This is a genomic window from Proteus sp. G2626 (assembly GCF_009915985.1).
Taxonomy (GTDB): domain Bacteria; phylum Pseudomonadota; class Gammaproteobacteria; order Enterobacterales; family Enterobacteriaceae; genus Proteus; species Proteus vulgaris.
Window position 1 is genome coordinate 171,311 of sequence record NZ_JAABNH010000026.1, and the last position, 25,588, is coordinate 196,898.

The 25,588-nt window shown below is 38.1% G+C and carries 21 protein-coding genes; 13 read left to right on the top strand and 8 right to left on the bottom strand.

Going from position 1 to position 25,588, the window contains the following annotated elements; translation table 11 throughout:
• Positions 1-6: 6 nt before the first annotated feature.
• Genes nuoJ through nuoN form a run of 5 tightly spaced genes read left to right on the top strand, consistent with a single transcriptional unit; the run spans position 7 to position 5,696 of the window.
• A complete protein-coding gene (gene nuoJ, locus GWJ05_RS11855) occupies positions 7-540 on the top strand; it encodes an NADH-quinone oxidoreductase subunit J (protein ID WP_036935578.1) in 534 nt (177 codons plus the stop codon).
• Positions 537-839 carry an NADH-quinone oxidoreductase subunit NuoK gene (nuoK, locus tag GWJ05_RS11860; protein WP_023581731.1) on the top strand — a complete coding sequence of 101 codons (303 nt, stop codon included), beginning with the start codon at positions 537-539 and terminating at the stop codon, positions 837-839. Before nuoJ ends, nuoK begins: the two co-directional genes overlap by 4 nt.
• Positions 836-2,671, top strand: a complete 1,836-nt coding sequence (gene nuoL / locus GWJ05_RS11865) for an NADH-quinone oxidoreductase subunit L (RefSeq protein WP_036935580.1) — start codon at positions 836-838, stop codon at positions 2,669-2,671. The genes nuoK and nuoL overlap by 4 nt, the downstream gene beginning before the upstream one ends.
• 19 nt (positions 2,672-2,690) lie before the next feature.
• Positions 2,691-4,220, top strand: coding sequence for an NADH-quinone oxidoreductase subunit M (gene nuoM / locus GWJ05_RS11870; RefSeq protein ID WP_036935582.1), 1,530 nt, complete (start codon positions 2,691-2,693; stop codon positions 4,218-4,220).
• Between the two features lie 6 nt (positions 4,221-4,226).
• Positions 4,227-5,696 (top strand): NADH-quinone oxidoreductase subunit NuoN, encoded by a 1,470-nt coding sequence (nuoN, locus tag GWJ05_RS11875; RefSeq protein ID WP_161681421.1) that lies wholly within the window; start codon positions 4,227-4,229, stop codon positions 5,694-5,696.
• Between the two features lie 61 nt (positions 5,697-5,757).
• Here nuoN and GWJ05_RS11880 read toward each other — a convergent pair whose 3' ends face one another.
• Together GWJ05_RS11880 and GWJ05_RS11885 are read right to left on the bottom strand one after the other, a co-directional pair.
• Positions 5,758-6,804 (bottom strand): alpha-xenorhabdolysin family binary toxin subunit B, encoded by a 1,047-nt coding sequence (locus GWJ05_RS11880; protein WP_036935587.1) that lies wholly within the window; start codon positions 6,802-6,804, stop codon positions 5,758-5,760.
• Positions 6,805-6,819: 15 nt separating this feature from the next.
• Positions 6,820-8,031, bottom strand: a complete 1,212-nt coding sequence (locus GWJ05_RS11885) for an alpha-xenorhabdolysin family binary toxin subunit A (protein ID WP_036935589.1) — start codon at positions 8,029-8,031, stop codon at positions 6,820-6,822.
• A gap of 211 nt (positions 8,032-8,242) precedes the next feature.
• On the opposite strand from GWJ05_RS11885, the gene menF reads away from it, so the two are divergent.
• The 7 genes from menF (at position 8,243) to GWJ05_RS11920 (ending at position 17,494) form a co-directional block, all read left to right on the top strand.
• Positions 8,243-9,574: an isochorismate synthase MenF gene (menF, locus tag GWJ05_RS11890; RefSeq protein ID WP_036935591.1), complete on the top strand. Its 1,332-nt coding sequence runs from the start codon at positions 8,243-8,245 to the stop codon at positions 9,572-9,574.
• Between the two features lie 350 nt (positions 9,575-9,924).
• Positions 9,925-11,619 carry a 2-succinyl-5-enolpyruvyl-6-hydroxy-3-cyclohexene-1-carboxylic-acid synthase gene (menD, locus tag GWJ05_RS11895; RefSeq protein ID WP_161681422.1) on the top strand — a complete coding sequence of 565 codons (1,695 nt, stop codon included), beginning with the start codon at positions 9,925-9,927 and terminating at the stop codon, positions 11,617-11,619.
• Entirely contained in the window at positions 11,594-12,361 is a 768-nt protein-coding gene (gene menH / locus GWJ05_RS11900; protein WP_036935595.1) for a 2-succinyl-6-hydroxy-2,4-cyclohexadiene-1-carboxylate synthase, read from the top strand. The genes menD and menH overlap by 26 nt, the downstream gene beginning before the upstream one ends.
• A 12-nt stretch (positions 12,362-12,373) precedes the next feature.
• Positions 12,374-13,231: a 1,4-dihydroxy-2-naphthoyl-CoA synthase gene (gene menB, locus GWJ05_RS11905; RefSeq protein WP_036935597.1), complete on the top strand. Its 858-nt coding sequence runs from the start codon at positions 12,374-12,376 to the stop codon at positions 13,229-13,231.
• Positions 13,231-14,202 (top strand): o-succinylbenzoate synthase, encoded by a 972-nt coding sequence (menC, locus tag GWJ05_RS11910; RefSeq protein WP_103004574.1) that lies wholly within the window; start codon positions 13,231-13,233, stop codon positions 14,200-14,202. The genes menB and menC overlap by 1 nt, the downstream gene beginning before the upstream one ends.
• The gene (menE, locus tag GWJ05_RS11915) at positions 14,190-15,614 is read left to right on the top strand and encodes an o-succinylbenzoate--CoA ligase (RefSeq protein WP_036935600.1); all 1,425 of its coding nucleotides are present in this window, start codon (positions 14,190-14,192) and stop codon (positions 15,612-15,614) included. Before menC ends, menE begins: the two co-directional genes overlap by 13 nt.
• A gap of 152 nt (positions 15,615-15,766) precedes the next feature.
• On the top strand, positions 15,767-17,494 hold the full coding sequence (locus tag GWJ05_RS11920; RefSeq protein ID WP_161681423.1) for a M10 family metallopeptidase C-terminal domain-containing protein: 1,728 nt from the start codon (positions 15,767-15,769) through the stop codon (positions 17,492-17,494).
• Positions 17,495-17,601: 107 nt separating this feature from the next.
• Here the strand turns inward: GWJ05_RS11920 and GWJ05_RS11925 are convergent, their stop codons facing one another.
• Positions 17,602-19,056: a catalase gene (locus tag GWJ05_RS11925; RefSeq protein WP_036935602.1), complete on the bottom strand. Its 1,455-nt coding sequence runs from the start codon at positions 19,054-19,056 to the stop codon at positions 17,602-17,604.
• Between the two features lie 282 nt (positions 19,057-19,338).
• Here GWJ05_RS11925 and GWJ05_RS11930 point away from each other — a divergent pair, with 282 nt between their 5' ends.
• Positions 19,339-19,881, top strand: coding sequence for a YfaZ family outer membrane protein (locus tag GWJ05_RS11930; RefSeq protein ID WP_036938937.1), 543 nt, complete (start codon positions 19,339-19,341; stop codon positions 19,879-19,881).
• A gap of 91 nt (positions 19,882-19,972) precedes the next feature.
• On the opposite strand, the gene tyrP is transcribed toward GWJ05_RS11930, so the two are convergent.
• The 5 genes from tyrP to nrdA form a co-directional block, all read right to left on the bottom strand.
• Positions 19,973-21,124 (bottom strand): tyrosine transporter TyrP, encoded by a 1,152-nt coding sequence (gene tyrP, locus GWJ05_RS11935; protein WP_231135591.1) that lies wholly within the window; start codon positions 21,122-21,124, stop codon positions 19,973-19,975.
• 239 nt (positions 21,125-21,363) lie between these two features.
• The gene (locus tag GWJ05_RS11940; RefSeq protein ID WP_036935606.1) at positions 21,364-21,597 is read right to left on the bottom strand and encodes a YgdI/YgdR family lipoprotein; all 234 of its coding nucleotides are present in this window, start codon (positions 21,595-21,597) and stop codon (positions 21,364-21,366) included.
• 89 nt (positions 21,598-21,686) lie between these two features.
• The gene (gene yfaE / locus GWJ05_RS11945) at positions 21,687-21,965 is read right to left on the bottom strand and encodes a class I ribonucleotide reductase maintenance protein YfaE (protein ID WP_036935608.1); all 279 of its coding nucleotides are present in this window, start codon (positions 21,963-21,965) and stop codon (positions 21,687-21,689) included.
• 25 nt (positions 21,966-21,990) lie between these two features.
• Positions 21,991-23,121 (bottom strand): class Ia ribonucleoside-diphosphate reductase subunit beta, encoded by a 1,131-nt coding sequence (gene nrdB / locus GWJ05_RS11950; RefSeq protein ID WP_036935610.1) that lies wholly within the window; start codon positions 23,119-23,121, stop codon positions 21,991-21,993.
• 11 nt (positions 23,122-23,132) lie between these two features.
• Positions 23,133-25,424, bottom strand: a complete 2,292-nt coding sequence (gene nrdA, locus GWJ05_RS11955; protein ID WP_036935612.1) for a class 1a ribonucleoside-diphosphate reductase subunit alpha — start codon at positions 25,422-25,424, stop codon at positions 23,133-23,135.
• Positions 25,425-25,588 lie beyond the last annotated feature (164 nt).

The following is a 25,588-nucleotide window of genomic DNA, read 5'->3' on the forward strand; positions in this document are numbered from 1 at the left end:
ATATTCATGGAATTTGCATTTTACATCGCGGGGCTGATTGCCATCCTTGCAACATTGAGAGTTATCACTCATACCAATCCAGTACACGCACTGTTGTACTTGGTGATTTCCTTGATTGCACTCTCTGTGGTTTTCTTCTCGTTAGGTGCCTATTTTGCAGGAGCATTAGAAATCATTGTTTACGCTGGCGCCATTATGGTGTTGTTCGTTTTCGTGGTAATGATGCTCAACTTAGGTAAATCTGTCGTTGATCAAGAGAGAAAGTGGCTACAACCGAAATTTTGGATTGGACCTGCACTTTTATCTTTGGCGCTATTAGCGGTGTTAATTTATGCCATTAGTAGTGTCACTCACGGCGAAATTGCTGGAGAAGTGATTGGCGCGAAAGAGGTCGGTATTAGCTTATTTGGGCCGTATATTCTGGCTGTTGAGTTAGCATCTGTTCTCTTATTGTCTGGATTGATTGTTGCTTATCACATTGGTCGTGATCAGAGCCATGACGATCTCGTTGAAAACGAAAACGCAGGGGAGCAAAAATGATACCTCTTCAACATGGTTTGATCTTGGCTGCGGTACTGTTTGTGTTAGGTTTTACCTGCTTAGTACTTCGCCGCAACCTGTTGTTTATGTTGATCGGACTAGAAATTATGATTAATGCAGCTGCACTGGCGTTTGTTGTCGGGGGTAGCTTTTGGGGTCAAACAGATGGTCAGATAATGTATATTCTGGCAATCAGCTTGGCAGCGGCAGAGGCAAGTATTGGTTTGGCATTGTTGTTACAGCTTCATAGACATCGCCAAAACATCAATATTGATACAGTTAGTGAGATGCGCGGATGAATATACTCTATTTAACCATTCTGCTACCACTGCTGGGATTTTTACTGCTTGCTTTCTCACGTGGTCGTTGGTCTGAAAACGTATCTGCATGGATTGGTACTGGCTCGGTTGGTTTATCGGCGTTAGTGACACTTTGGGTGGGGATGGATTTTTTTGCCAATGGGCAAGAAACTTCTGTTCTGACTTTATGGAACTGGATGTCAGCAGGGAATTTTAATATTCCGTTCACGCTGGTTCTTGACGGCCTTTCATTAACCATGCTGGGTGTTATTACCGGTGTTGGCTTCCTTATTCATATGTATGCATCGTGGTATATGCGTGGCGAAGAAGGCTATTCTCGTTTCTTTGCTTATACCAACTTATTTATCGCAAGTATGGTTGTTTTAGTACTGGCTGATAACATGATGTTGATGTATATGGGGTGGGAAGGGGTTGGTCTATGTAGCTACCTGTTAATTGGTTTCTATTATAGCAATCCTGCTAATGGCGCAGCGGCGATGAAAGCGTTTATTGTAACGCGTATCGGTGATGTATTCTTAGCGATTGGTATGTTTATCCTGTTTGACCAATTAGGGACATTGAGCTTCCGTGAAATGGCAGTGCTTGCTCCTGAACAATTAGCAGTAGGCTCAAGTGTCATTAACTGGGCAATGTTAATGGTATTAGGCGGTGCCGTAGGTAAATCTGCACAGCTTCCATTACAAACTTGGTTAGCGGATGCTATGGCAGGCCCAACACCGGTATCTGCATTAATTCACGCTGCAACCATGGTTACAGCGGGTGTGTACTTAGTGGCACGTAGCAATGCGCTATTCTTAATGGCTCCAGATGTGCTGGAATTAGTTGGTATTATCGGTGCAATCACATTAGTTTTAGCGGGTTTTGCTGCGTTAGTACAAACAGATATCAAACGTATTCTTGCCTATTCAACCATGAGCCAAATTGGTTATATGTTCTTGGCTTTAGGCGCCCAAGCTTGGGATGCGGCAATTTTCCACTTAATGACTCACGCTTTCTTTAAAGCATTACTGTTCTTATCAGCAGGCTCTGTGATTATCGCCTGCCACCATGAACAGAATATCTTTAAGATGGGCGGGTTACGTAAGAAGATCCCATTTGTTTATGCTTGTTTCTTAATTGGTGGTGGCGCATTAGCCGCATTACCATTGTTAACAGCAGGGTTCTTCAGTAAAGATGAAATCTTATGGGGTGCGTACTCAAACGGGCATTTTAACTTAATGCTAGCGGGGCTAGTTGGCGCATTATTTACGTCACTTTATACCTTCCGTTTGATTTTCATCGTATTCCATGGTGAAACCAAAACCGAAGCACACCAAGTGAAAGGTTTTACACATACTTTCCCATTAGCAGTATTAGCACTGTTATCAACGTTTATCGGTGCGTTAATTACTCAACCGTTAGGTGCTGTTTTCCCTGAAGGAAACGCATCGCATGATGGTAAGTATGTGTTAGAAATACTTTCTGGTGTGGTAGCGATTGTAGGCGTTGCCATTGCAGCATGGTTATACCTGAAACAGCGTCAATGTGTTTCTAAGGTTGCCAATACTCGTACAGGTCGTTTCTTCTCAACATGGTGGTTCCATGCTTGGGGATTCGATGCACTGTATGAAGTGCTGTTTGTCAAACCTTATAAAGGGGCAGCGTGGCTTATCCAAAATGATCCTGTTAACCAATTCTTTAATCTGTTCGGTTATCTGCTTAAAGGTACCAATAAAGGATTAAGTTTCAGTGAAAATGGATTAGCTCGTTGGTATGCGGCTTCTCTCGGTTTAGGTGCAGTGCTGGTTATCGCTCTGCTGCTTCTGGTTTAATTAAGGGACACATTGCGCCATGTTATTACCCTGGCTAATACTTATTCCCTTCATCGGTGGCCTGCTAAGTTGGCAGGCTGAACGAATCGGCTCGCAAGTTCCTCGCTGGGTTGCGTTGCTGACGATGGGATTAACACTCGTTATTTCTGTGCAACTATGGTTGCAGGGCGATTATCAACTACTTAGTGCCGATGGAGCACCACGCTGGACAGAGTATTACTTTGTACCGTGGATCCCTGCGTTAGGGATCAACATTCAATTTGCACTTGATGGTATGTCATTGCTGATGACTGTTTTAACCGCGATTTTAGGTATTTTAGCGGTGCTCTCTTCGTGGGGTGAAAACCAGCCATCACAAGGTGCTTTCCATTTTAACCTGCTGTGGATCTTAGCGGGTGTAATGGGGGTATTTTTAGCGACGGACTTGTTCTTATTCTTCTTCTTTTGGGAAATGATGTTGATCCCAATGTATTTCCTGATTTCTTTATGGGGACACAAAGGAAGTAGCGATAAAGCACATGTTAGTGCAGCAACAAAATTCTTTATTTATACACAGGCAAGTGGCCTGTTAATGTTGCTGGCCATTATCGGTTTAGCGGTCGCTTTCTATAGCAAAACAGGTATTTGGACGTTTAGCTATGACACCTTATTGCAAGCACACACAGTATTAGGTGCTGAACTGCAATTTATTTTGATGTTAGGTTTCTTTGCTGCATTTGCGGTAAAAATGCCAATCGTCCCTGTTCATGGTTGGTTAGCAGATGCACATGCAGAAGCACCAACAGCAGGCTCTGTTGACTTATCCGGTATTTTGCTAAAAACAGCGGCTTACGGTTTATTGCGTTTTAATTTGCCATTATTCCCAGAAGCATCAGCGTTGCTTGCTCCTGTGGCAATGTGGTTAGGTTTAATTACCGTATTTTATGCTGCACTGTTAGCATTTCGTCAGACAGATATTAAACGTCTTGCGGCTTACAGTAGTATTTCTCACATGGGCTTTATCGTGATTGCGATTTATGCTGGCTCTGTATTGGCTTATCAAGGTGCCATCATTCAGATGATCACTAACGGTTTGTCAGCTGCAGGTCTATTTATCATGTGTGGCATGCTGTATGAACGCTTAGGTACGCGTGATATGAATCAAATGGGTGGATTGTGGAAAAGCATTCGTTTCTTACCTGCGTTTTCACTGTTCTTTGCGGTAGCTTCTTTAGGGATGCCAGGAACAGGTAATTTCGTCGGCGAGTTTATGATCCTGTTTGGTACTTATGGCAACTTTAAGCTGATCACCATTATTTCGGTCTTTGGTTTAGTCTTCGCATCTGTTTACGCGTTGTGGATGATGCAACAGGCTTACTACGGTTCACCGAAAACAGCTGAAAGAACCTATAAAGGGTTGGATCTGAGAGAATTCTTTATTCTGATCACGTTGGTGGTTTTACTGGTTATTTTAGGCTTCTTCCCACAACCAGTGTTAGACACCTCAGCATCAGCGATGGAAAATCTCCAGACTTGGTATTCCGCTTCTATTTCAACAGTAAGGCCGTAATTCGCCATGACAATAACTCTTGAACAATTGATCGCAATGCTACCGCTATTAATCGTCGGATTGACGGTGGTGGTTGTAATGCTGTCCATTGCGTGGCGACGCGATCATTTCACCATTGCCACTTTGACAGCAACGGGTTTCATCATTGCGCTGGGATCACTCTATTACGTTAATGCATTAGGTGTAGTGGATGTGACCACGCTTTACCATGTTGATGGATACTCTAGCTTCTTTACTGCACTTGTTATTCTTTCTGGTCTTGGAACTATCGCTTTTGCTTATCCTTGGTTAGAAGGTTATCAAGATAACAAAGAAGAATTTTATTTGCTGATTGCGATTGCCGTAATCGGAGGGATTTTACTCTCTTCAGCTCACCATTTCGCATCGATGTTTATTGGTATCGAATTACTGACATTGCCACTATTTGGTCTTATCGGTTATGCGTTCCAACAACGTCCATCACTGGAAGCGGGTATCAAATACATGCTGCTTTCAGCGGCAGCATCTTCCTTCTTACTGTTTGGTATGGCTCTTCTCTATGCAGAAGCAGGAAACCTCTCCTTTACTGCTATGGGACAAAGCTTAAGTGATAGCAATATCCATAAACCATTAGTGCTTGCAGGCTTAGGCATGATGTTGGTGGGAATTGGGTTTAAATTATCTTTATTCCCATTCCAGTTATGGACACCTGATGTTTATCAAGGTGCACCAGCACCAACAGGGGCATTCTTAGCCACTGCAAGTAAAATTGGTATTTTTGCAGTTGTGATGCGTTTATTCCTAGAAGCGCCAGCGGCGGATAGTGAAACCTTGCGTATGATCTTAGGTTTCATGGCGATTGCCTCTATCTTGTTTGGTAATATTATGGCGTTAACGCAAAAAAGTGTGAAACGTTTACTAGGCTACTCTTCTGTATCCCATCTCGGTTATTTGCTAGTGGCATTAATTGTATTGCAATATAGCCCTATCTTAGCTCAAGAAACGGCTGAGATTTATTTAGCCGGTTACTTATTTGCAAGTTTAGGGGCATTTGGAGCCATTGCGGTAGCTTCAAGTCCGTACCGCGAGCGTGAGATGGATTCATTAGAAGATTACCGTGGATTATTCTGGCGCCGTCCTGCGGTTGCTGTGGTTATGTCACTGATGATGTTATCACTGGCAGGTGTACCAATTACTTTAGGTTTCATTGGTAAACTGTATGTGATTATTGCAGGTATTAACTCAAGCTTATGGTGGTTAACAGGTATGGTCGTGTTAGGTAGTGCGATCGGGTTATTCTACTATTTGCGTGCCGCTACTATTGTCTTCTTACGTAAACCAGACAATGACAATACGCCTGCAATTGCCACAACATCACAAAATATGGCGACATTTGTTGCATTAATCTGTGCAATTGTTGTTGTCGCATTAGGTGTATGGCCACAACCGCTTATTGAATTGACAAATTTTGCGATTATTGCGCCCGTCGTAAATTAATCGTAATTATAGAAAATTCAAATAATAAAACGGCTCTTTTTATAGAGCCGTTTTTTATGGATTAAATTTCAGTGTTTTTGATTTGACCTTTATTGCCATAATATAAAGTAAAATCATCTAGGAATGGAAAAATAGGGGTAAGAATTTTTTCTGTTAATAATATATTACTTTTTAATTTTGTAAGTTGCGAGTTGATCATTTCCCAATATTTATTTAACAATTCTAACTGTTCAATAAATATCCTTAAAAAAGGATCTATATCGGTTAATTTATAGTAATGCTTTAATGTAAATAATGTATTTTGTTTCTTATTTTTTAATTGATTAAGTTGCTTTATTTGTGAAAGACAGAGCGCAGTGAGTTGATGGCGAGTTTCAACAACTTTAGTGTATGAAAAGCCATGATTTAATGTGGAAAATAACTTATTAAGTATTTCTATTAATGAAGATAAAATACTTTTTTCTTGATTTTCAATGTTAAGTGCTTCAATTTCTGATTTTAAAGGAATAGAACCCTTAAAAAGATCGAAAAAGCTCTGTTTGTTTAAAATATCTTCACTTTTTCGTATGATATTGAGCTCTTGTTTTGTTTTTTCAGCTTCATACTCTAATGTTGAAATATGAGTAGTTAATGTACTGACAAGATTTTCTTTTTCAATAATAAAAGGCATCACTCTATCATTAACAAACTGTGTTTTGAGTTGATTAATCTCTGATAATAGAAATAAATAATGTTTATCAATGATTTTTTTTGTTTCATCAACTTCATTTAGAAAGATATCTAATATCTCTTTTTTTTCCTCTTCTAATTTTATTTTTAAACCGATATCGAGTGAGTCTTTTTTTATTTCATTCTCAATTTCGTTAATTATTTTAAATGTATCATTAAGTAATTTCTGTCTTAGCCTGTTTTTTAAAACAAGTGAGAAATAGATAATGTTCTCTATGTTTTTATTGTTTCTTTCTAAAAATAAAGTTAATTCATTATTAAAGTCGTTATTCATGTAACATTTATTGTTACTTAAGTAAAGAATATTTCGATAAGCATGAAATAATTTTGTATGTTCAAATAGTATTTCAGGTGTTATCTGTTTTTCACTATTATTCATAACAATTTCCTTTTGTTAATTTGATGAATAAAAAGAAGAGAGCGCATTATCAAACGAAGTAAAAATTTCTTTTGAATATCCAATAACCATATACCAAGGTGAAATGATTTTTTCTAAATAAATACTAAATTTAATAAGCTCTAACGCATTGTTTATTTTATTAAAGTTACTTATTGATGCATCTATTTCTGTAATTATGGCTTGCCATACATATTCAATATGTTCAAGTGCTATATTCGTATCTTCTATAAGCTGTTCAATTTCGTCTAATTCAATATAAAGGGAGTTTAAATGAAGGGATAGGTTAGTATAAATATCTATCTCCTTATTAAGACTTTTTACTTTTTCTATTGATTCATTTCTCTTTTTACGTATTTTTTCAGCTTTAGCACCAAAAATCCCCCCTGTAATAATAACGCCAATAATACCGGCCGCAAGCCCTGTAAAAGCAAGGCCAACATAATTTCTATATTCCTCTTTTAATATCTTAATATCTTCAATCAATAAGTCTCTCTCATCAGTAAGAGAGATATTATTACTATTGTAGAATTCATTAATAAGTCTCTTTTTATTAAGTACTTCATGATATATAGAGTGATGTTGTATATTACTACTGTCTTTCCCTCCCATTATTTTACTTCTAAAAGTAGATAAACTATTTTTTATCTTAAGCGTTTTATCTCGTTCAATTTCGATATCTTCTTTCATGCTTTCTAATATATGAATAAGCTGAGTCGAAATCTTTTTATCTTGATCAGTATATTTAATTCCTGCTAATTCTTGATCAGAAAGATCATTTATAATAGTCGAAATTTTAACTAATAATGGCATTTGACTAATGAATGAAATGATATTTTCGCCAGTGAACGTTATTTCTCTACCGATAATTTCTAAATCAATAGCTTGTTGTTTTATTGCATATTCAATTTTATTCCATTCAAAGGCATGTTCTCGTATTCGAACAAAAAGAGACAGAATATTATCAGAGGAGAGTTGTTGTATGCTTATTTCATTGTAACCAATAAAATTGACAACATCTTCTAATTTGTAAGGAAGTGAAAGTGCTTTGTTAATATAAGATTTTATCTTAATCAAATCATGAGAAGTAACAATCCCAGGTAATCGACCATTTTCGATATCTATTCCTAGTATTAAACCGAGTGCAACTTTAGGAATATCGGGCGCTTCGATAATTTTATCTACATGTTCATAGGTGGTTGTATCCATATAACCTCTCTTATGTATAATGATTTTTTATCTATACAGCTTTATCTTAGAATGAATTGTTTACTATTTAGGATTTACAGATTAACGCTTCTACTTTGTAACATGAAAAATACAAAACTTTGATAAATGACAAAGGTTATAATTAATCAGCCCTTTGATAATTCGTATAGAGACGTATAATCTCCCTTTTAATTAGTTGTGGGTATTTGGAGTGGAAAAGGTTAATCCTGTGTTTTCGACACTGTACGAAAAAGTTAAAAAAATAGATCTGACAGCACAAGGTAATCTTTTACATTTGAAAGTCACCTTGCCATCAGAGGTTTCGTTTTCATTGCTCTCATGGCTTGCCGCTCAGGTATATTATCCGCAATTTTATTGGCAACACCGTGATGAGCATGAAGAAGTGGCGGCGTGTGGACAATTATGTTGTTTCAATCATATTCAAGACGCTCGCCAATTTTTAGTTACCCATCAGTCGGATATAAATATTGATGATGTGCGTATTTGGGGCTTAAATGCGTGGGATACCATTATTCCTGGTCGCATAGATGAAATAAACGGGGATGATGCTTACCTTTTTTTACCTCGAATTGAAATTAGGCGCCACCAGCAACAACTTTCTATTCATTTAAATCTACTCGGTGAGACAGATAAAAAAGACTCCTTAGATTTTTTGCAAACATTAAATCAATCACAAGATATTGAACCTCTCTCTGTTTCTGTGACGCAAGTTAATCACTCTTTAACGCAAGAGCAGTGGACTCATTATCTTAATATTGCATTGGATGAAATTAGCCAAGGTTTATTTGAAAAAGTGGTGCCAGCAAGGGCGACATGCTTAACATTAGATAACCCGCTTAAAGCCATTCAATTTATGAAAGCAAGTCGTGATGTCAATCATCATTGTTATCACTATATGCTGGCGTTTTCACCTTCAGATGCCTTTATGGGCTCAACCCCCGAAAGATTATATAAGCGTGATGAGTTGATGTTGTATACCGAAGCGTTGGCTGGAACGGTAGCCAGTTCGGATAATGAGCAACAAGCAACGGAGTTTGCTGAGTGGTTGATGAATGACAAAAAAAATCAGCATGAAAATCTGGTTGTGGTTGATGATATTTGTCAACGCTTACAAGGTGGTGTTGAGGGTATTGATGTCTCGCCAGCAGATGTTATTCGCTTACGTAAAGTACAACATCTTCGTCGTTATATTCATGGCAAATTAATCTATTCAGATGATATTGATTGTTTAAAACGATTACAGCCAACCGCTGCGGTATGTGGGTTACCTCGTAGTGTGGCTCGTGCTTTTATTCGTCAACATGAGCCCTTTGAGCGCCGTTGGTATGCGGGTTCTGCGGGGTATTTATCGCTTCCTCATGCAGAATTTGCAGTAAGCTTACGTTGCGGTGAATTGCATGATGATACCTTGACTTTGTATGCTGGTGCGGGAGTTGTGGCAGGCTCTGATCCACAACAAGAGTGGACGGAAATTGAAAATAAAGCTGCAGGTTTACGAACATTGTTAGAAAAAGAAAGTTAATTTTTTACAGAAAATCTCAGTTTGAATAAATAGCATCAGTAATTATCATCATCTTTGATGAGTCGTTTTTTAAAGCCAGTTATTTAGTGCTACTCTGCAAATAACTTCTGCTAGTTGTTAACTAATTGATGCTATTCTTTAACTCTGTAGCGTTATTTATTCTTATTCTTAACGATAAAAAAGAGCGCTTTGATAATAAGGCGGATAATTCGCCTAAATAATGCACTTTTTGAGTGTTTTTTTAACGATTTATTTAACGAAAACTTCTGTTCATTGAACTAGGCTAAGGAAAAGTATTTAGGAACAGATATTATAATAGTCATTGCAGGTTTTCGTTGTTGGGATGATCAATGTCTAATAGTTCGTTTAATCGCCAATGGGCTAAAGTTATACTCGAAGCTTTGACTCGTCATGGTTTACGCCATATCTGTATTGCACCCGGATCACGTTCGACTCCTTTAACACTCGCCGCTGCAGCTAATCAAAAATTAATATGTCATACGCATTTTGATGAACGTGGGCTTGGGCATTTAGCCTTGGGGCTAGCAAAAGCAACGAAAGATCCGGTTGCTGTGATTGTGACATCGGGTACTGCTGTCGCTAATTTATATCCAGCCTTAATTGAAGCAGGATTAACGGGGGAGCGTGTTATCTTTTTAACCGCAGACCGACCACCTGAATTAATTGATTGCGGTGCAAATCAAGCTATCCGTCAGCAAGGGATTTTTGCAACGCACCCTTCACAAACGCTCTCTTTGCCTCGACCGACAACAGATATTTCTGCAAGCTGGTTAGTGTCTACACTTGATAATGCGATGAATATATTGGTTCATGGCGCATTACACGTCAATTGTCCTTTTGCTGAACCTTTATATGGTGATGATATTGAGACATCAACGCCATGGACTGAGGCTTTAGGGGATTGGTGGCAAACTGATAAACCGTGGTTACAAGAAACGCGGTTTAACGTGGCTTCAACACATCCTCAATGGAATGAGTTACGTCAGAAAAAAGGTGTTGTGATCGCAGGACGTATTAGCCCTGAAGAAGGAATTGAAGTCGCAAAATGGGCATCACAATTAGGCTGGCCTTTATTAGGTGATGTATTATCACAAACAGGACAACCGTTACCTTGTGTCGATTTATGGTTGAATAATCCACAAGCAAAATCAGAACTGAATAACGCTGAAATCGTAATTCAATTTGGTTCAAGTTTAACCGGTAAACGTTTATTACAATGGCAAGTGGGATGTTCTCCCAACGCTTATTGGATTGTTGACCCTATTCCAGGGCGATTAGATCCCGGCCATCATACAGGGGAAAAATTTACGTTATCACCCATGCAATGGTTAGTCGCACATCCGGCTGTTGACAATTCACCTTGGGCTAACGCATTAATGCATATCGCTACACAAACCTATCAAAAGGTAAGTAAAATAACGAATTATTTTGGTGAAGCACAGGTCGCTCATCAATTAGATAAATTACTTCCTAGTGATGGGCAGTTATTTGTTGGCAATAGTCTGATAGTCAGATTAATTGATGCATTTGCTCGATTACCGCAAGGCTATCCTGTGATGAGTAATCGAGGTGCGAGTGGCATTGATGGTTTGATTTCAACGTCTGCTGGCGTTCACCGCGCAACAAAAAAGCCAACATTAACCATTTTAGGTGATTTATCGGCACTGTATGATCTGAATAGCTTAGCGTTGCATCAACAAGTTTATGCCCCTAATGTGGTTATTGTAGTGAATAATAATGGCGGACAAATATTTTCAATGTTGCCCACGCCAGAGGCAGAGCGAGAACGCTTTTACTGTATGCCTCACTCATTAAATTTCAAACATGCAGCTGCAATGTTTGGCTTGCATTATGTATCACCAACAAGTTGGGAGGCACTGTTAACCACTGTTCAAGAATGTTGGGCAGGGGCACCAACAACCACATTAATTGAATTAATTGTTGATGATACTGATGGCGCAAAAACATTAAATCAGCTTGTAAAACAGGTAACATCTCATGACTTTAGCATGTCAGCGATATAATACCCATAATGAAGGGCCTTGGTTAGTTTGGCTACATGGACTATTAGGTGAAGGTTGTGAATGGGAACCTGTAATTCAGGCTTGCCATGAATATCCATCATTAGTAATAGATTTACCTCGCCATGGTGATTCTGCCTCTATTGGTGCGAGAAACTTTGTTGACGCCAGTGAATTATTGACAGAAACACTTAAAGCACAAGGTATTAATCACTATTGGTTAATTGGTTATTCTTTAGGCGGTAGGATTGCAATGTATCACGCCTGTTTTGGTGATACTTCAGGGCTTATGGGGCTGATTGTTGAAGGGGGTAATCCAGGTTTATATGATGCAACAGAAAGACAAAATCGGATTGCTCATGATAAACGTTGGGCCGAGCGTTTTCGTGATGAACCTATTAGTGATGTATTAACACAATGGTACCAACAACCTGTATTTGCTGATTTAAGTGATGAAAGACGACAATTATTAGTGGAAAAACGTCGCCATAATGCGGGTTTTTGTATTGCGGAAAGTTTAGAGACGCTCTCTTTAGGTCACCAGCCTTGGTTAGTCTCTGAATTACAGCAACTCACCTTGCCGTTTATTTGGCTTTGTGGCGAGAAAGATAAAAAATTTCAAGCGATAGCGCAACAATATTCGCTACCATTAACGACTATCCCGCAAGCTGGTCATAATGCTCATCAGGCTCAGCCTGTAGCTTATGCTGCGGTGATAAATCATGTTTTATCCCTCTTTGGTTAAAGGAACCTAATTATGCTTTACCCGAGCGAAGAAAAGTTATATGCACCGATTGAATGGCTGGATTGTTCTGAAGGTTTTGAAGATATTCTCTACCACAAATCAGTCGATGGTATTGCAAAAATTACGATAAACCGCCCGCAAGTGCGTAATGCTTTCCGTCCTTTGACAGTGAAAGAGATGATCCAAGCATTAGCTGATGCACGTTACGACGATACAATTGGGACTATCATTTTAACGGGGGCCGGTGAAAAAGCATTTTGTGCAGGCGGTGACCAAAAAATTCGTGGGGACTACGGCGGATACCGTGATGATAGCGGTACGCATCACCTGAACGTATTGGATTTCCAACGTCAAATCCGTACTTGCCCGAAACCTGTTGTGGCAATGGTCGCAGGTTATTCTATTGGTGGTGGTCATGTACTTCATATGATGTGTGACTTAACTATCGCGGCAGAAAACGCTATTTTTGGTCAAACTGGCCCTAAAGTAGGTTCTTTTGATGGTGGTTGGGGGGCTTCTTATATGGCCCGTATTGTTGGTCAAAAGAAAGCACGTGAAATTTGGTTCTTATGCCGCCAATATGATGCAAAAGAAGCATTAGAGATGGGTTTGGTTAATACCGTAGTTCCTTATGCCTCTCTTGAAAAAGAAACCGTTCGTTGGTGTCGTGAAATGCTGGAAAACAGCCCAATGGCATTACGTTGCTTGAAAGCAGCATTAAATGCGGATTGTGATGGTCAAGCAGGTCTGCAAGAATTAGCAGGTAATGCAACTATGCTGTTCTATATGACGGATGAAGGTCAAGAAGGTCGCAACGCCTTTAACGAAAAACGTCAACCTGATTTCTCTCGATTTAAACGTAACCCATAATGAGAAACGCCAAACTCTATTCATTCAGCCTACCTGTAGATGCAGGCGTTGTTCTGCGCTATCAAAGGCTAAAAACGCGTGATGGTTTTCTTGTCTGTTTAGAGCAAAATGGCAAACAAGGATGGGGTGAAATTTCACCTCTTCCTGAGTTTAGCCGTGAAACTTTAGAACAAGCACAAGAAGCTACACAATCTTGGTTAACAGCGTGGTGTACGGGGGAAAATCCAGAGCACAGTGAATTGCCAAGCGTGGCTTTTGGTCTAAGTTGCGCATTAGCCGAGCTTGAAGGCACATTGCCACTAGAGGCAAACTATCGCGTGGCACCTTTATGTAATGGCGATCCTGATGATTTGATTTTAAGCCTTAATGATATGGAAGGTGAAAAAGTCGCTAAAATCAAGGTGGGATTATATGAAGCGGTACGTGATGGAATAGTTGTTAACCTGCTATTAGAAGCCATTCCAGACTTAAAATTAAGATTAGATGCGAACAGAAGCTGGACACCAGTCAAAGCAGAAGGATTTGCGAAGTATGTCAATCCTACATGGCGTGATCGCATTGCATTCTTAGAAGAGCCTTGCAAAACACCAGAAGAGTCGCTGGCTTTTTCTCAAGCAACAGGCATTAATATTGCTTGGGATGAAACAGTACGAGATGACGGGTTTGAAATAAAACCACAACCAGGTGTCACTACCATTGTGATAAAACCCACACTGGTGGGAAGCCTTGAACGTTGTCGCTCTTTAGTTGAGCAAGCACATGCTTTAGGGCTTGATGCTATTATTAGTTCAAGCATTGAAAGTAGTTTTGGGCTTACTCAATTAGCAAGAATTGCACAATGGCTAACACCTAATAGTATTCCAGGACTTGATACCGTTGATTTAATTAAGCAACAGCTTATTCGTCCTTGGCCAGATGTGGATATTCCGCTTATCTCTCTTGAACAGCTAGAGACTGTATGGCAACAGTAGTTCAATTTAAACAATGGCCGTGGCATTACTGGGCGAAATGTAGCCCAAATGAGACGGCCATCATTTCAGGTAATTCGCCTATTACATGGCAACAATTAAGTTGTCATATTAATCAGTTAGCGAACCATTTTGCAAAGCAGGGTGTTAATACCCAAAGCACCGTGTTGTTACGTGGAAAAAATCATATCAATCTTGTTTTTATATTACTCGCTATTTTTCAATGTGGTGCGAAAGTTTTACCTCTAAATCCACAACTCCCTAAATCTTTATTGGATGATTTGTTGCCCCATTTAAACATTGATTTTTATGCTGATTTGAGTGAATCAATACAGGATCTACAGGCTACCTTGCTTGATATTAATGGTGTTAAGTTTGATAGCAGATCACGCCAGCATAAAAATGAAATTGAGGGGGTATCATGGGTGCCTTCTCGTATGGCGACACTGATCTTGACCTCTGGCTCATCTGGTTTACCTAAAGCAGCAGTACATACGTTTGATGCACATCTTTGCAGTGCTGAAGGTGTTCTATCATTAATGCCTTTTGAAAAAAATGATAGCTGGTTGCTCTCTTTACCTCTATTTCATGTATCTGGGCAAGGTATTTTTTGGCGTTGGTTGTTACGTGGGGCAATGTTAGTGGTACGTGATATGCATCCTTTTGATAAAGCGTTACAAGGTTGCACTCATGCTTCTTTAGTCCCTACACAACTTTGGCGTTTCTTACAAAATAGCGCTCAACAAGATAATCAACAGTCTACTACCTTAAAGTCTGTTTTATTAGGAGGAGCGATGATCCCCATTGAGTTAGCACAAGAAGCAGAGCATCGTGGAATACAGTGTTGGTGTGGTTATGGTATGACAGAAATGGCCTCTACTGTTTGTGCAAAACGCGCTGATGGTAAAGCTGGTGTAGGGCTTCCACTAAAAGGAAAAGACGTTAGGTTAGTTGATGATGAGCTCCAAATATTATCTGACAGCATTGCTTTAGGTTATTGGTTTGATGGTAAATTAAAACCGTTATCACTGACAGTAGATGGTTGGTATTCAACACGAGATAAAGGCGGTTTTATCGCCGATGAATGGTGTGTTTTAGGGCGTTTAGACAATCTTTTTTTCAGTGCTGGTGAAGGTATTCAACCAGAAGATATAGAAAAAATTCTTAATACACATCCCAATGTTAGCCAGTCTTTTGTTGTCCCTATTGATGATGCTGAATTTGGGCAACGCCCTGTTGCTGTTGTCGATGCTAGTATTGAAATAATCAACCAATTACCACAGTGGTATCACTCTCGATTAGCGGGATTTCAACGACCCGTTGCTTGTTTACAACTCCCTGAAAGCCTTAAAAATGGCGGAATTAAAATTTCCCGTAAGCAAGTGCAAGTGTGGGTACAAACACAATTAGGGTAAGAAATTACCCTAACTTACTATAGTTCGCAGTTAATATTATTTATTTTGCTAATAAATCCATCTTCTTATATTTGTATTTTTTTTAAAATATTATTTTATTTTAATTTGTAAAATAAGACTTTCAGTTAATTATTAAAGAAGGTTATTATATTATGAATATAAATGATAAAAAAAAGACCGTAGGATTTGATACTGTTGTTAATATAATGAAAAACGCTATGCCTATGTTCAAAGATAATAATATAGGTGATAGTAATGTCATTACTAAACTCACATTTAGTTTCCCTAACTGGAGTCAATTAAGAGGTGATGAGTATAAAACGTTAACAACCATGAATAAGTCACAAGAAGATGCAATAAGAAAAACATTGCAGCAATATAGTGATATTACAAATATTCAATTTATAGAAAAAGATAATCAGCATGACACACACATTAAACTTGGTGTTTATAATAATATAAATGAAATTGCAGAATGTTATGACTATGCTACACGAGGCGTGGCTTTATATTTAAATGAAGATTTAAAGCTAAATAAAAAAATAACTAAACTTAAAGATTACAGTCAAGAAGGACAGGTGTGGATTAATATTTCTGAAACGAAAATTATAGATGCTATAAATAAAATACCACATACAGAGGAAGAGAAAAATAAGCTAGAATTATTTAAGAAAAATGCTGATGGTATTAAAACTTATTTTGAAGAAATGGACGATTGGTTTTTATTATATGAAAATAATAACGGTAATGCACATATAAATAATCAAGAGAAAACGTTGAGTATTGGCTCTGGAATAAGAAAGACGATTATACATGAAATAGGACATTCTCTGGGCCTGCCTCATACTTTCATTAGTAATTCAGAGTCACCTGATATTGAAGAAAATAGCCTAAAACATTCTGTTATGGCATATAGAAAACCGAAAAAAGAAGATGCCGATTTTGGCAGTTATTACCCGATGAATCCATTAATATTGGATACCTTTGTTATCCAGAAATTGTATGGGAAAAATATGACCACTCGTGTTGGTGATACAATTTATGGATTTAATTCTAATACAGAAAGAGAGCATTATAGTTTACATACGGCTGATGATGTTTTAGTTAGCTGTATTTGGGATGCTGGTGGTAATGATACTTTAGATTTTTCACAATATAATGTAAATCAAAAAATTAATTTAAATGAAGGTGCTTTTTCTGATGTTGGTGGATTACAGTGTAATATTTCTATTGCATATGATGCTATTATTGAAAATGCTAAAGGTGGACTAAAAGATGATCATATTACAGGGAATAGTGCCGATAATTGTTTATGGGGTAAAAAAGGAAACGATACATTATTAGGTCGTGAAGGCAATGATATTTTATATGGTGGTTCTGGTCATGATTTCCTTTATGGTGATGATGGTGATGATATTCTTTTCGGAGATGGTGGTAATGATACGCTTTTTAGCGGTAGTGGCAATGATTTATTATATGCAGGCTCAGGTGATGATACATTAATCGTGGATGAAGGAAATAATGTTCTCTATGGTGGTTATGGTACTGATACTTTTATTATAAATAATGGAAATAATATTATCTCTGGTAGCCAAGGAAAAGATAACTTTATTTTTAATTTATCTGAAAATATGAATAGTAATAATATTATTTTTGATTTTAATAAAGAAGAAGATACTTTATCATTTAAATCAGAAAAAGATGAGCAAAATATCCAAACAAAACAAGTACAATCCTTTACTGGTAATAAAAATGAATTAATGCTGGATTATGATAATAATAAAACAATTATAAAAGTCATGACTACAGAAAATCTACACACACCTAATTTAGTCATTAATATTACAGGGCAATTTAGTTATGATGAACTTTTTAGCTAATAATATTGTTATTATTTAATCATAAAGAAAACCTCCCCACGACTAATGTATTAATGATGGGAAGGTTTATTTTTGCCGAGTTGCTCACAAGGCTTCTTATTATACGGTTACTTAGCGTCTTTTTTTGCTAACGCTTTCATTGCTTTTTCAACGCCTGCGCCATATTCAGGATGGACTTTCTTAAATAAGGCAATCTGACGTTTTTGTGTATCTTTACTTGCTTGAATTAACTCACCAGCAATGCGAGCAAACATACGTTGATGCTCTTCATCACTCAGTAATTCATATAGCGCACGAGGTTGGCTGAAATAATCCTCATCTTCACGATGGTTCCAATGATCTGCTGCACCTTCGATAGATAATGGGGGTTCTTTGAAATTAGGCTGCTCTTGGAACATACCGCCATTATTTGGCTCATATGTAATGCCACTGCCACTATTGCCATCAACACGCATTGCACCATCGCGATGGTAATTATGGAACGGGCATTTGGGTGCATTAACTGGGATCTGATGATGGTTCACACCTAAACGATAGCGATGAGCATCACCGTAAGAGAATAGGCGACCTTGTAGCATCTTATCTGGAGAGAAGCCAATGCCAGGAACAATGTTAGCAGGGCTAAATGCAGCTTGTTCTACATCAGAAAAATAGTTCTCAGGATTACGGTTTAATTCAAAGTAACCCACATCAATTAATGGATAATCCGCATGAGGCCAAACTTTGGTTAAATCAAAAGGATTATAAGGTACAGTTGATGCTTCTTTTTCTGGCATCACTTGAATTTGTAAATTCCAACGAGGGAAATCACCGCGCTCAATTGCATCAAATAAATCACGTTGTGAACTTTCTCGATCTTGACCTACCAGCGCTTGCGCTTCATCATCCATTAGATTTTTAATGCCTTGTTGGCAACGGAAGTGAAATTTAACCCAAAAACGTTCGTTATCTTTGTTAATAAAACTATAGGTATGGCTACCAAAACCGTGAATAAAACGGTAGCTTTGTGGTAACCCACGGTCACTCATATCAATAGTTAATTGATGTAATGATTCTGGCAAATGAGAGAAGAAATCCCATTTGTATGCCATATTGCGTAAGTTAGTTTTTGGATCACGTTTTACAACGTGGTTTAAGTCAGGGAATTTAAGCGCATCACGAAGATAGAAAACAGGGGTGTTATTACCCACCATATCCCAGTTGCCTTCTTCAGTATAAAATTTTAACGCAAAGCCACGAATATCACGTTCAGCGTCTGCGGCACCTCTTTCACCAGCAACGGTTGAAAAGCGAGCAAACATCTCTGTTTTTTTACCCACTTTAGAGAAAATTTTAGCGCGAGTATATTTTGTAATATCGTGAGTGACTTTAAATGTACCAAAAGCACCCGAGCCTTTTGCGTGCATACGTCTTTCAGGAATAACTTCACGATCAAAGTGGGCCAGTTTTTCTAAAAACCAGACATCTTGAAGCAACATTGGCCCGCGAGGACCTGCTGTCATTGAGTTATTATTGTCTACAACAGGTGCGCCAGACGCTGTTGTTAGCTTTTTCTTTTCCATCACATATCTCCAGTTTATGAAATAGTAAACGTTCTAAAAATAGCATGCGTGAATAAAACGAAGCGAACAGCCTTATATTTATTATGGTTAATATTGACCGTAATTCCACTTTAGCAATATTGGACTCATTAATAAAACCAATTAGACCAATAATATTGATAGACGTAACTTATTTACATAGATTGAAAATTCTACAGATTAGATTTCAATTTTGACTCAAGTTGTTTAATTAGTTTGTTGTATAATTATAAGTTAGGACAACTATTTGCTGGAGTAATAATGATGAAAAAATATTTATTGGTCGGTGCAATAAGTGCACTGTTTGTGGCTGGAAATGCCAATGCAGTATCAATGAATATTCAAGCAGGGAAACATTATACTGATGTTCGTGCAGGATTAGGGAATCCTAATGCGGGTCTTTCTTTTAATGGCAACTGGGCTCGTAGTGATCATGATGGTCAAGTAGGTAGCTTAGGCACAAAATTTGCTCTGCCTTTAGGGCCTTTTTCCGCTAGTGTTGGTGGTAAAGCACTCTATTTATCACCCAAAGATGGTGATGATGGTGCCGCTTTAGCTGGAGGTGTCGGACTTAACTGGGATATCCTACCTTCTTTAAGTGTTTATGGTGAAGCTTATGGCTCTCCTGAAGGATTAACTTCTGGTAGTAAATCTTATTATGAAGCTGATGTGGGAGCGCAATTAACGGTATTTAAGCCATTGCATGTTAATGCAGGTTATCGTGTGATTGAAATCGAAAACTCACATAATAGAAGTAATAATAAATTAGCTGATGGTTTCTATGTTGGTGCAGGTTTAAGTTTCTAAGTGAAAAACGTACTATTACATTAAATAAAAAGCAGGTATTGAAAAACCAATACCTGCTTTTTTTATTGTTTGTATAAATATAAAAGGGGGATTAACCGACTTGAGGTAATAAACCAAAAGTGATGGCGATTTGAATACCAATCACAACTAAACCACAAGTAAATACAACTGCTAATGCACCTTTCCCACCTTTGACTTGGTATTTATCAGTGTCGTGTTGCGCTTGTCTTACTTTCCAAACTAATAAAGTAGGTAGCAGTAGCGCTAAAATAGACAGTGCAATGGCGGCATAAGCTAATGCTTGTACAAAGTTAGGGAAATAAAGAGCACAAAGTAAAGGTGGAATAAATGTTAACAAGCTTGATTGCATACGGCCTGTTGCGCGATTACTGCGTTTAAATAGATCTGCAAGATAATCAAATAAGCCTAATGCAACACCGAGGAACGAAGTTGCCAATGCTAATGCGGCAAATAGGTTTACTGCAATATTGACACGAGGTGTAGCAACGACATCTCGGATAGCCGTAAGTAAGCCATTAAGTCCAGATTGTTGCGCCATAATCCCCATAAAGGTATTTGTTGGAATTGCGCCTAATGTGGCAATTTGCCATAAAACATAGGCAATAAGAGGGATAGCACTACCTGCAATAAAGATAATCCGCAATTTCTTAATATCGCCATTCATATAACTTACGATACTTGGCACACTGCCGTGAAAACCAAAAGAAGTAAAAATAACAGGAATAGCGGAAAGAATAAGTCCTTGAGCAACGGGCATTGATGTTAAATTGACACTTTCAACATGAGGTAACATCACTATCAGCATAAAAATTAAGAAAAAGACTTTTGCTGTAAATAGCAGACGGTTAATGATATCAACTGATGTAGTACCAATACCAACGACAGCACCGCCAATCACTGTAAAGATAATAATACCTTGCGTGACAGAGAGTTCATGACCTATCCAAGAGGATAGTGTTGATGAAAGCAACTCACCTGCACCACTAATGTAAGCAGTTGTTAATGCGTACATTAATAAGAGGAGAGCAAGTCCAGTGACCACTTGACCACCGACACCAAGATAACGTTTAGCAATTGAACCAAGACCTGTATGAGGATCGTTGTATTGATAAACTTCCACTAGCAAGAGTGCGGTATAACTCATTAATAACCACAATCCCACAAGTAATAGCATAATAGTGCTAAAACCAATACCCACCGCAGCCAGTGGCATAGCCAACATACCTGCCCCAATTGTTGTTCCTGCAACAATAAAAACACTACCTATAGTGCGATTTTTCACTAAATCCTCTGCTCGCGAGCCTATTTTATTTATATAAAATCCAGAGTATAAGAATGATAAATATCTGTCAAATTTTAATTACGTATAATGTAACGATTAGTTTACAAAAAGAATTTTATAAATAAAAAACGCCAATCATAAATATGAATTGGCGCTTAATAGAAAGAGGAATAAGAGCGTTAATCGTCGAGTTCTACCATTCGTCTTATTTGATCACGATTAATTTGTTTAATCTGTCCTGTTTCTGAATCTTTATAGGTAATTAATCCAGTTGCTTCATCTTCTTGAGGTTTATCTGTCGTTAAAATGGTTTCCCCATTTACTGTTTCTATTTTTTGTGGGCTTGAACAGCCTGCAACGAGCAGAATTGATGTAGAAATAGCAATGACGGAGAAAATGGATTTTAATTTCATAATGCTTTTCCTTTTTTATTGTCTTGACCTAACTTTAGTCAAAAATAAACAAGAATGTTAGGGAAAAGCCCAAATTAAGATAATTCAAATTATTCAGAGCAAATTTCTATTTCAATGTCACAAATAGGATGACAGCTACAAGGTAAGATTTCATCGGGTTGGATAAATGCTAAAGGTTCATTGCGGTAGCAAACCTTGCCTTTCACTAAACGTAGACGACAAGAGCCACAATAGCCTTCACGGCATTGGTATTCAATTTGGACTTTCCCATGCTCTAAAGCATCAAGCAGTGAAGGATGGGTGTCAGCATGGAATTCTAGCGGTGTTGAAAGACCCTGCTGATGCAGGGTCACTTTATGAGATGCCATAACGTATCAGTGTTATTTCTCAGTATTACAGTTCAAAGTTACTCAAGTCATCAGTATCAACTTGTGAGTCAATTTGACCCACGAGGTAAGAACTGACTTCAACTTCTTGAGGTGCTACTTGAACGTTATCAGACACTAACCACGCATTGATCCATGGAATAGGGTTAGAGCGTGCTTTAAAAGGTAATTTAAGACCTACCGCTTGCATACGAATATTAGTGATATATTCAACATATTGGCAGAGAATATCTTTATTTAAACCAATCATGGAGCCTTCTGAGAACAGGTATTCAGCCCATTCTTTTTCTTGCTCTGCAGCTTCAACAAATAGGTCATAACATTCTTGTTCGCATTCTGCGGCTATTTCCGCCATTTCAGGGTCGTCTTGACCTGAACGCAGTAAATTCAGCATGTGCTGTGTGCCTGTTAAGTGTAACGCTTCGTCACGAGCAATCAATTTAATGATTTTAGCGTTACCTTCCATTAACTCCCGTTCAGCAAAGGCAAATGAACACGCAAAGCTAACATAGAAACGAATCGCTTCTAAAGCATTAACACTCATTAAGCATAGGTAAAGCTGTTTTTTGAGCTTACGTAAAGTCACTTCAACGGTTTTACCTTTTATTTGATGCGTACCTTCACCAAACATATGGTAAAGGTTAGTTAAATTGATTAACTCATCATAATAAGAGGAAATATCACGAGCACGTTTTAAAATCTCTTCATTTTCAACAATATCATCAAAAACAACCGAAGGATCGTTAACAATATTACGGATAATATGAGTATAAGAACGCGAGTGAATGGTTTCAGAGAATGACCATGTCTCAACCCATGTTTCTAACTCTGGGATCGAAATTAAAGGTAAAAATGCCACGTTAGGGCTTCTGCCTTGGATCGAATCCAATAAGGTTTGATATTTTAAATTACTAATAAAAATATGTTTTTCGTGGTCAGGTAATGCATTGTAGTCAATGCGATCACGAGAAACGTCTACTTCTTCTGGACGCCAGAAGAAAGAGAGTTGTTTTTCTATTAGCTTTTCAAAAATTGGGTATTTTTGCTGATCATAACGCGCTACGTTAACAGGTTGCCCAAAAAACATGGGCTCCTGAAGTTGATCATTTTTAACTTGTGAAAAAGTAGTATAGGACATAGCTTCCTCAATTAAATTTTACACGCGCCGCCTTCACAATCTGAATCTTCCGTCTCAACGACTTCTTCCAGATCACCCTGTACATCGTCTGCACCATCACGGGTGTTGTGATAATAAAGTGTTTTCACACCATATTTGTAAGCGAGCAGCAAATCTTTCAGCAGTTGGTTCATTGGAACTTTACCGCTAGGGAAACGAGTAGGATCGTAGTTAGTGTTCGCTGAAATCGCTTGGTCAACGAATTTTTGCATAATACCCACTAACTGCAAATAACCTTCAATACTTGGCATTTGCCACAGTAATTCATAAGCGCCTTTCAAACGCTCATACTCAGGAACCACTTGACGTAAAATACCGTCTTTAGAGGCTTTAATGCTGATATAACCACGTGGTGGCTCGATACCATTTGTTGCATTTGAAATCTGCGAGGAGGTTTCTGATGGCATGAGTGCAGACAATGTTGAGTTACGTAAACCGTGCTCTTTAATGTCTTTACGTAAACCTTCCCAGTCGTAATGTAGTGGTTCTTTTGTTAGTACATCTAATGATTTTTTATAGGTATCAATAGGTAAAATACCTTCAGCGTAAGTGGTTTCATTAAACCATGGGCATGCGCCTTGTTCTTTCGCTAATTCATTAGATGCTTTTAATAAATAGTATTGAATTGCTTCAAATGCTCGATGAGTTAAGTTATTTGCACTACCGTCAGAGTAGCGGACACCGTGTTTTGCTAAGTAATAAGCAAAGTTAATGACCCCAATACCTAAGGTACGACGCCCCATTGCACCTTGTTTAGCGGCTAAGATTGGATAATCTTGATAATCTAATAGCGCATCAAGTGAACGAACTGCTAAACGAGCAAGTTCTTCTAAATCATCGAGATCTTCAATTGCACCTAAGTTAAAGGCTGATAAGGTACAAAGTGCAATTTCACCATTAGGATCTTTAATGTCATTTAATGGTTTAGTCGGTAGTGCAATTTCTAAACACAAGTTTGATTGGCGGATAGGTGCAATGGCCGGATCAAACGGGCTGTGTGTATTACAGTGGTCAACATTTTGAATATAAATACGACCTGTTGATGCGCGTTCTTGCATCATTAATGAGAATAACTCAACCGCTTTAACTTGTTTTTGGCGGATGTTTTTATCTTTCTCATATTGTACATATAGACGTTCAAACTCATCTTGATCAGCAAAGAATGCATCGTATAATCCCGGAACATCAGAAGGACTGAATAAAGTAATATCCTGACCTTTGATTAAACGTTCATACATTAATTTGTTTAATTGTACGCCGTAATCTAAATGACGAACACGGTTATCATCAACACCACGGTTATTTTTCAATACCAGTAAGCTTTCAACTTCTAAATGCCATAATGGATAGAACAGTGTTGCAGCACCACCACGAACCCCCCCTTGCGAGCAAGATTTCACCGCAGTTTGGAAGTGTTTGTAGAAAGGGATACAACCTGTATGGAATGCTTCACCATTACGAATAGCACTGCCTAACGCACGGATACGACCCGCATTTATCCCAATTCCCGCACGTTGAGAAACGTATTTTACAATAGCACTTGATGTTGCATTGATAGAATCAAGGCTATCGTCACACTCAATTAATACACAAGAACTAAATTGACGAGTTGGTGTTCTGACGCCAGCCATAATTGGCGTTGGTAATGAGATTTTAAAAGTAGAAATCGCATTATAAAAGCGTTCGATATAGTCCATACGTGTTGCTTGTGGATAACGGGAGAACAAGCAAGCAGCGACTAAAACATATAAAAATTGTGCACTTTCGTAAATTTCGCCAGTAATACGGTTTTGAACGAAATATTTACCTTCTAGCTGTTTAACAGCGGCATAAGAGAAGTTCATATCACGTTGATGAACAATAAAATTATTCATCTGTTCAAATTCTTCTTGGGTGTAATCTTCAAGAAGATGACGGTCGTATTTACCTAAATTGACTAATTTTTTAACGTGTTCATAGAGTGTTGGTGGCTCAAATTGACCATAAGCTTTTTTACGTAAGTTAAATACGGCAAGACGGGCAGCAAGATATTGATAATCAGGGGTTTCACCTGAAATTAAGTCTGCAGCAGCTTTTACCAGTGTTTCATGTATATCAGCAGTTTTGATACCATCATAAAACTGAATCTGAGAACGTAATTCAACTTGTGATACAGAGACATTTTCTAGGCCTTCAGCGGCCCAGGCGATTACACGGTGAATTTTGTCTAAGTCAATGCGTTCTTTATGACCATCACGTTTTGTGACGAGCAGGCTGTGATTCATGAGCGATGCACCTTTCTTGCATTAGTGCTACCTAAAATTTTATACCGCAAAAAAAACGCTCCCGGTGACAATATGTGTCAAGGAGTCTTGTGGTGTGAAATTTAAGGAAACACAATATATAGGGGTTAGTTCAAATGGTGATAACAAGATAAAGGTAATTGCGA

Bases quoted from the DNA above. Each gene is read 5' to 3' on its own strand.
- menD (WP_161681422.1), top strand. From the start codon at position 9,925: ATGTCTAATAGTTCGTTTAATCGCCAATGGGCTAAAGTTATACTCGAA.
- menB (WP_036935597.1), top strand. From the start codon at position 12,374: ATGCTTTACCCGAGCGAAGAAAAGTTATATGCACCGATTGAATGGCTG.
- menE (WP_036935600.1), top strand. From the start codon at position 14,190: ATGGCAACAGTAGTTCAATTTAAACAATGGCCGTGGCATTACTGGGCG.
- GWJ05_RS11925 (WP_036935602.1), bottom strand. From the start codon at position 19,056: ATGGAAAAGAAAAAGCTAACAACAGCGTCTGGCGCACCTGTTGTAGAC.
- menH (WP_036935595.1), top strand. From the start codon at position 11,594: ATGACTTTAGCATGTCAGCGATATAATACCCATAATGAAGGGCCTTGG.
- nuoK (WP_023581731.1), top strand. From the start codon at position 537: ATGATACCTCTTCAACATGGTTTGATCTTGGCTGCGGTACTGTTTGTG.
- tyrP (WP_231135591.1), bottom strand. From the start codon at position 21,124: ATGTTGGCTATGCCACTGGCTGCGGTGGGTATTGGTTTTAGCACTATT.
- yfaE (WP_036935608.1), bottom strand. From the start codon at position 21,965: ATGGCATCTCATAAAGTGACCCTGCATCAGCAGGGTCTTTCAACACCG.
- nuoJ (WP_036935578.1), top strand. From the start codon at position 7: ATGGAATTTGCATTTTACATCGCGGGGCTGATTGCCATCCTTGCAACA.
- GWJ05_RS11880 (WP_036935587.1), bottom strand. From the start codon at position 6,804: ATGAATAATAGTGAAAAACAGATAACACCTGAAATACTATTTGAACAT.
- nuoL (WP_036935580.1), top strand. From the start codon at position 836: ATGAATATACTCTATTTAACCATTCTGCTACCACTGCTGGGATTTTTA.
- nrdA (WP_036935612.1), bottom strand. From the start codon at position 25,424: ATGAATCACAGCCTGCTCGTCACAAAACGTGATGGTCATAAAGAACGC.
- nrdB (WP_036935610.1), bottom strand. From the start codon at position 23,121: ATGTCCTATACTACTTTTTCACAAGTTAAAAATGATCAACTTCAGGAG.
- nuoN (WP_161681421.1), top strand. From the start codon at position 4,227: ATGACAATAACTCTTGAACAATTGATCGCAATGCTACCGCTATTAATC.
- nuoM (WP_036935582.1), top strand. From the start codon at position 2,691: ATGTTATTACCCTGGCTAATACTTATTCCCTTCATCGGTGGCCTGCTA.
- GWJ05_RS11930 (WP_036938937.1), top strand. From the start codon at position 19,339: ATGAAAAAATATTTATTGGTCGGTGCAATAAGTGCACTGTTTGTGGCT.
- menC (WP_103004574.1), top strand. From the start codon at position 13,231: ATGAGAAACGCCAAACTCTATTCATTCAGCCTACCTGTAGATGCAGGC.
- GWJ05_RS11940 (WP_036935606.1), bottom strand. From the start codon at position 21,597: ATGAAATTAAAATCCATTTTCTCCGTCATTGCTATTTCTACATCAATT.
- GWJ05_RS11885 (WP_036935589.1), bottom strand. From the start codon at position 8,031: ATGGATACAACCACCTATGAACATGTAGATAAAATTATCGAAGCGCCC.
- GWJ05_RS11920 (WP_161681423.1), top strand. From the start codon at position 15,767: ATGAATATAAATGATAAAAAAAAGACCGTAGGATTTGATACTGTTGTT.